The sequence below is a fragment of the Persephonella sp. genome (assembly GCF_027023985.1).
Classification (GTDB): domain Bacteria; phylum Aquificota; class Aquificia; order Aquificales; family Hydrogenothermaceae; genus Persephonella_A.
In genome coordinates this window covers 44,378-50,854 of the sequence record NZ_JALVTW010000009.1, presented here as the reverse complement: position 1 = coordinate 50,854, position 6,477 = coordinate 44,378, and the positions used below count along the sequence as shown (strand labels likewise).

The 6,477-nt window shown below is 34.8% G+C and carries 6 protein-coding genes; 1 reads left to right on the top strand and 5 read right to left on the bottom strand.

Annotated features, from left to right (window positions below; translation table 11 throughout):
• Positions 1–168: 168 nt before the first annotated feature.
• Genes infC through rimO form a run of 5 tightly spaced genes read right to left on the bottom strand, consistent with a single transcriptional unit; the run spans position 169 to position 5,660 of the window.
• Positions 169–687 carry a translation initiation factor IF-3 gene (gene infC / locus MVE07_RS01820; protein ID WP_297453201.1) on the bottom strand — a complete coding sequence of 173 codons (519 nt, stop codon included), beginning with the start codon at positions 685–687 and terminating at the stop codon, positions 169–171.
• 2 nt (positions 688–689) lie between these two features.
• On the bottom strand, positions 690–2,258 hold the full coding sequence (gene nadB, locus MVE07_RS01815) for an L-aspartate oxidase (RefSeq protein WP_297453195.1): 1,569 nt from the start codon (positions 2,256–2,258) through the stop codon (positions 690–692).
• The gene (locus tag MVE07_RS01810; RefSeq protein WP_297453194.1) at positions 2,258–3,241 is read right to left on the bottom strand and encodes a YvcK family protein; all 984 of its coding nucleotides are present in this window, start codon (positions 3,239–3,241) and stop codon (positions 2,258–2,260) included. The genes nadB and MVE07_RS01810 overlap by 1 nt, the downstream gene beginning before the upstream one ends.
• A 2-nt stretch (positions 3,242–3,243) precedes the next feature.
• Positions 3,244–4,302: an S-methyl-5-thioribose-1-phosphate isomerase gene (mtnA, locus tag MVE07_RS01805; RefSeq protein ID WP_297453192.1), complete on the bottom strand. Its 1,059-nt coding sequence runs from the start codon at positions 4,300–4,302 to the stop codon at positions 3,244–3,246.
• Positions 4,303–4,361: 59 nt separating this feature from the next.
• Positions 4,362–5,660 (bottom strand): 30S ribosomal protein S12 methylthiotransferase RimO, encoded by a 1,299-nt coding sequence (gene rimO / locus MVE07_RS01800; RefSeq protein ID WP_297453190.1) that lies wholly within the window; start codon positions 5,658–5,660, stop codon positions 4,362–4,364.
• 124 nt (positions 5,661–5,784) lie between these two features.
• Between rimO and ybgF the strand changes: the two genes are divergently transcribed.
• Complete coding sequence (gene ybgF / locus MVE07_RS01795; RefSeq protein WP_297453188.1) at positions 5,785–6,477, top strand: tol-pal system protein YbgF; 693 nt, start codon at positions 5,785–5,787, stop codon at positions 6,475–6,477.

Sequence of the window (6,477 nt, the reverse complement as noted above, 5' to 3'; positions counted from 1 at the left end):
TTTAGTGGAGGGAAAAGTATTATCAAGGATTTTAGAGCCTTTTTTACCTGTTAGAATGCTTATAAACTTTTGGGGTATGTTTTGGATTATATCTCTTAAAGTTCTATCAAATTTTGCCATTTATCTATTGTAAAACTCTGCCCTGACAAATGTCAGGGCAATCTATGTCTATTTATTTGTTTTTGGAACAAGGGTAAACAGCATGTTTCTCCCTTCTTTTTTAGGTGGTTTTTCTACTTTGGCTATGTCAGAAACATCTTCAATAATTCTGTTGGCGAGTTTTTCTCCTAATTCTGGATGAACATTCTCCCTTCCTCTGAACCATATCCATACCTTGACCTTGTCTCCATGCTCAATAAATTCTCTAATGTGTCTTACTTTTGTTTGATAATCGTGGTCTTCAATTTTTATCCTAAATTTAATCTCTTTGACATTTTGCATTTTGGCTTTCTGCTTTTTCTTGGCTTCTTTTTCTTTTTTCTTCTGTTCGAACTTGTATTTCCCGTAATCCATTATCTTGCATACAGGGGGATTTGCATTTGGAGATACTTCTACAAGGTCAAGGTTCTTCTCTTCTGCCAGTCTAAGTGCTTCTTCAATAGGAACAATTCCCAAGTTCTGCCCTTTCTCGTCAATGAGCCTTACTTCTTTTGCTCTAATCTGGTTATTAATTCTTAACTCCTGAATGACTAATCTACCTCCAGTTTTATTTTTAAATTATTATAAGTTGTTGTATGTTTTCTGTATTCCTCTTTTTCTTCAGGAAAATCTATTCTGTAATGTGTTCCTCTGCTTTCTTTTCTGCTTAATGCTGATAATATTATACCCTCTGATAAATATGTCAAATCAAGTAAATATCTAACGTTTGAGAATTTTTTTAGTTGTTCCTGAATTTCTTTGATTTCTTCAAGTGCCGTTTTTAAAGTGTCTTCAGACCTTTCAAGGCCTACATTTTCCCACATTATTTCTTTGATTTTTGCCAAGATTTCAAGTTTTTGTTTATGGGACATTTCTCTATCTAAGCCTAAGCTACTCTTAATATGAACATTTTTTATTTCGGAATACAGATTATAAGTATAAACTGAATATGCTGTTTTGTATCCAAATGTAACACATTCAAGGAGAGAATTACTTGCCAGTCTGTTTGCTCCGTGAATGCCGGTGCAGGATACCTCGCCGACAGCAAAAAATCCTTGAATGTTTGTTTTTCCGTTTGCTGTAGCTTTTATTCCTCCTATTGAATAATGTGCTGCTGGACTTACAGGAATCTTTAAACTGTCTTGAAAACCAAATTCTGTAATAAGGGCATATATTGTTGGAAATCTTTTTGCTATACTTATTCCTTTTTCTTTAAGAGGGTTCAGGTCTAAAAATACTTTGTGCCCCTGTTTATACTGGTTAAAAATTGCCCTTGAAACTTCATCACGGGGTTTCATCTCATTTACAAATCTTTCCCCTTTTTCATTTATAAGTAGTGCTCCTTCTCCTCTAAGTGCTTCTGTTAGGAGGTATGCAGGATACCCTTCAACATAAAGTGCTGTAGGATGGAACTGAATAAACTCAAGGTCTCTGAGAATACATCCTGCCCTATAGGCAGCAGATATACTATCCCCTGATATGTTATATGCCGATGTGTTTCTTTTGTATATAGGACTGTAGCCTCCTGTTGCGAGAACCAAGGATTTGCTTCTTATTAATTTTTTTTCCTTTCCGTTGCTGATTATTATTCCTGTGTATATATCATCTGCAGTAAGAATTTCTTCAAGATAGTATCCTGTATAAAGATTAATTTGGTCTTTAACAAGGTTATATATTGTTGAGCTTATCTGTGCACCTGTTTTATCTTTTATATGTAAAACCCGTCTATGGGAATGGGCTCCTTCTCTAGTAAGTAGGATTTCCCCGTTATATCTATCAAAAGGGACACCTAAATTTATAAGGTCTATAACCCTTTCTAATCCCTCTTCAACCAGGACTCTGACATTTTTTTCAATACATAGTCCCTTTCCTGCTTTAATTGTATCTATATAATGGTATTCAGGATCATCGTCTTTGCCAATAGCAGCGGCTATACCGCCCTGTGCAAGAAATGAGTTTGATATATCCGGAGGTTTTTTGGTTATAATCAGAGGTTTTATTCCAAGACGTAAAAGTTGATATGCAACTGTTAGCCCTGCCAGACCTGCTCCTACTATTACCGTATCTGTTTTTATTTCTGGTAGTGTTTTTGTATCAAATTCTGAAAGGTATCTATCCATTAAACAATGCTTTTATGTTTTATCTGATTAAATATTTTAACAAGAACAGCGGTTAATTTTTCAGGGTCATGTCTTACATAGTCTCCGACATTCAGTAAATCTTCAGCGTATACTGTTATTCCCATTCTGGATATATTCCCGGCATCTGCTGTGACCGGTTCAGCATTTTCTTTCAAATATTTTTTAAGCAGTTTATCCGGTGGAATTTTGGTGTTAATTATTGCAGCATTTATAAATGGTTTCCCTACAACTTTATGGATAGCTTTTATATGGTCTGAAGCTGTGAACTGGTCAGTTTCCCCATACTGGGTCATAACGTTACAGATATAAATTTTGTATGCTTTACTTTCTAATATTGCATCTTTAATATCTTTTACCAGCAGGTTTGGGATTATACTTGTGAACAAACTACCGGGTCCCAGAATTATCACATCGGCATTTTTGATTTCTTTAATTGCTTCTTCAGGGGCTTTTACGTCGGAAGGTTCCATCCAGATTTTTTTAATCTTGCCTTTTAGCTTTTTGCCGTATTCTGTAATCTGGGTTTCTCCTTTTATTACAGCGCCATCTGTAAACTCTGCAACTATATCAACAATTTGGTCTGTAGATGGGATAATTTTACCTTTAATCTTAAGGATATCAGATGTGATTTCAACAGCTTCAAGGAAATCTCCTGTTATCTTAGTTAAAACAGATAAAAACAGGTTTCCAAAACTATGTCCTTTTAGACCTTCTCCTTCAGAAAATCTATATTGAAAAACCTTTGCCAGAATATCCTCATCTTCGGCAAGGGCTACAATGCAGTTTCTTATATCTCCTGGGGCAGGTATTTGCATTTCTTCTCTGAGTCTTCCAGAGCTTCCACCGTTATCTGCAACTGTTACTATTGCAGAAAGCTCCTGTATTGTATCCGGAACCAGATGTTTTATTCCTCTAAGTAGTGAAGATAATCCTGTCCCACCACCTATGGCTACTACCTTCATAGTTAACCTCTAAACTTTAAGAATTTTGTAATATGCTCTTCATCTATGTGGGATATTATTCCTTTTTCGGTAATTATTGCAGAAATGTTAGCTGCAGGGGTGATATCAAAGGAATAATTAATGGCTTTTGTCTCTTCTGGAGCTATATCACATCCTCCACATTTTTTAACTTCATCTTCTGACCTTTCTTCTATAACTATATCCTTTCCTGAGGCTGTTTCAAGGTCAAATGTTGAAGTTGGTGCAGCAACATAAAATGGAATGTTATGTTCCTTTGCTAAAACGGAAAGTGAGTATGTTCCGATTTTATTGGCTACATCTCCATTCCTGGTTATTCTATCTGCACCTACGATAATTGCATCTATTTTTCCCATTGCCATTAAAAAACCGGCAGAATTATCTGTAATTAAATAATGGGGAATTTCTTCATAAACTAATTCCCATGCTGTTAGCCTTGCCCCTTGTAGATATGGTCTTGTCTCATCAACAAAAACGGTAATATCTTTTCCTTCTTCATAGGCACTTCTTATTACTCCCAGTGCCGTTCCCCAGCCAGACGTTGCAAGAGCACCGGTGTTGCAGTGGGTTAGGACATTTGCCTTTTGTGGAAGCAATACCTGTCCGTACCCTCCTATTGATTTATTGGCATGGTAATCTTCAAGTTCTATTCTATTTGCTTCTTTAAATAGGAGTTTTACGATTTCTTCTGGAGATTTATTTTGATTTAAATACTTTTCAAACTTATTCCAGATCCTATCCAGTGCCCAGAAGAGATTTACAGCAGTTGGCCGTGTGTTTTTTAGGGTATCAAGGATTTTTTGAGCCTCTGAAAAATCTTTTCTTTCATCCACTAATTGCTTTATTCCAATTGCAAAACCATAAGCCCCCACTATTCCAATTAATGGAGCCCCTCTGATAATCATATCTTTAATCGCTTTTGCTACATCCTGATAGGTTTTAAGTTCTTCCCATTTAAGCTCTTCAGGAAGAAGTAGTTGATTTATAGCATAAAGAGTATCGTTTTCAAATTTTATAGGTCTAAGGTCTTTTATCCTTCTCAATAATTCCTCCTGAAATATCTAAAATCCGCTGAAAATTTTACATTTTTTGAAAATAGATATCAATCTATAACCTCTCCTACAGTATCAACGATATCAACAACATCCTTTATTTTGGCTTTTACAAATTCTCCAGGTTTTATAGGCTCTGTGGTTTCAATATATGTAATTCCATCTATATCAAATGCAGACCTGTAAGTCCTTCCTACAGGGAGAGTTTCCCACTCTTCAGAAAATCCATCAACAAGGATTTCCATTTCTTTTCCGATAAGCTGTCTATTTTTTTCTTCTGTTATTTTTTCTTGCACAAGATTTATCTCATTTTTCCTTCTTATTTTTTCTTCTTCAGGGATTATATCCTCAAATTGTTTATAAGCAGGTGTTCCTTCTTCATGTGAATATGTAAAGACCCCAAGCCAGTCAAATTTAGCTTCCTGTATAAATCTTTTCATATTTTCAAAATCTTTTTCTGTTTCTGTTGGAAATCCGACTATAACAGCAGTTCTTATTGCCGCTTCCGGTATGTATTTTTCTTTCCATTCAAGAATTTTTTCTATTCTGTTTTTTCTGTATCCTCTCATCATGTCTTTTAGAAGTTTGTCTTCTGTATGCTGGATAGGCATTTCAAGGTATTTAACGACTTTGTCACTATCTGCCATTTTTTTGAAAAACTCTTCGTTTACAGTTGTAGGATAAAGGTAATAAAGTCTTATCCATTTTATATCTTCTATTTTTTCAAGCTTAGATATAAGCTCCCATAACATTGGTTTCCCATACAGGTCAATTCCATAAAAGCTGGTATCTTGGGACACGATATTAATCTCTTTTACTCCTTTGTCTGCTAAAGCCTTTGCTTCTTCAACTATACTTTCTATTGAACGGCTTCTGTGTTTTCCCCTTATTGAAGGGATTGCACAGAAAGCGCAGGTATGGTCACATCCTTCTGATATTTTCAGGTATGCTGTGTGAGAAGGTGTGGTTATTAATCTGTTTTGATACAGGTCTATATTTTTCTCAGGTTTTAATCCTAATTTTTCCGGAATCATTAATTCTTCTTTAAGGTCTATAAACATATCAACTTCCGGAATTTCTTTTTCCAGTTCATTTTTGTATCTTTCAACAAGGCATCCTGTAACAATTATTTTTTTATTTCCTTTTTCCTTTAGCTGTGCTACTTCAAGAATTGTGTTTATAGACTCTTCCTTTGCTGCATCTATAAATCCACAGGTATTTATAAGAATTACATCTGCTTCTTTTAAATTCGGTGTTATTTCAACCTTAGATGCATTTAATTTTCCTAAAACAAGCTCTGTATCAACCAGATTCTTAGGACAGCCAAGACTGATTACTCCTATTTTCAAAATGTTGTAACCTCCAGCTAATCATTTTTCTGTAAAATATATAAACTATACACTAAATTTCTAACCAGATTATGATATTTGCCGAAAAAAAATTGCATATATTGTATTTAAGAGGGAGGTAAAAATGAAAAAATATTTGGTTTTACTGCCTGCTGCAGCTGTGATTGTTGCAGGATGTGCAAACAAGGAAGAGATAGACACCCTTCAAAGGGAATTGATAGAAGTTAAGCAGGAGGTTTCTCAGCTTAAAGAGAAGCAATCTAAAATGGAATCTGATATTTCTAATCTTTCCAGAAGAGTTGATGAAGTTTCAAAAGTAGCATCTCAGAATGCTATAGAAATACAAAAAATGAAAACCTTTGAAAAACCAACAGGTGCACCTATTGAAAACCTTCCACGTGAAGGGGAGGAAAAAGTCAAATTTCCTCAAAATCCGGAGGAATTATATAAATATGGTTTAGATAACTACTACAAAGGAAAGATAAAAGAAGCACGGGAAGCATTTCAGGAGTTTGTTAAAAAATATAAAGATTCAGAACTGTATGATAATGCTCTTTTCTGGGTAGGTCAAACCTATTATGTTGAAGGAAAGTATGAAGAAGCTATTAAAAAATTTGATGAACTTATCAAAGGGTGTGAAACAGGAGAAATCAAAGATTGTAATAAACTTCCTGCTGCAATGCTTAAAAAAGGATTTTCCCTTGAAAAATTAGGAGAAATAGATAAGGCTATAAAGCTTTATCAGAAGATTATCCAAAAGTTTCCTGATACAGAAGAAGCAGAACTGGCACGTAAAAAATTAGAGGTAATCCAGTAA

What these genes read in the sequence shown, in the direction of transcription:
- nadB (WP_297453195.1), bottom strand. Translation starts at nt 2,258, where the DNA reads ATGGATAGATACCTTTCAGAATTTGATACAAAAACACTACCAGAAATA.
- MVE07_RS01810 (WP_297453194.1), bottom strand. Translation starts at nt 3,241, where the DNA reads ATGAAGGTAGTAGCCATAGGTGGTGGGACAGGATTATCTTCACTACTT.
- ybgF (WP_297453188.1), top strand. Translation starts at nt 5,785, where the DNA reads ATGAAAAAATATTTGGTTTTACTGCCTGCTGCAGCTGTGATTGTTGCA.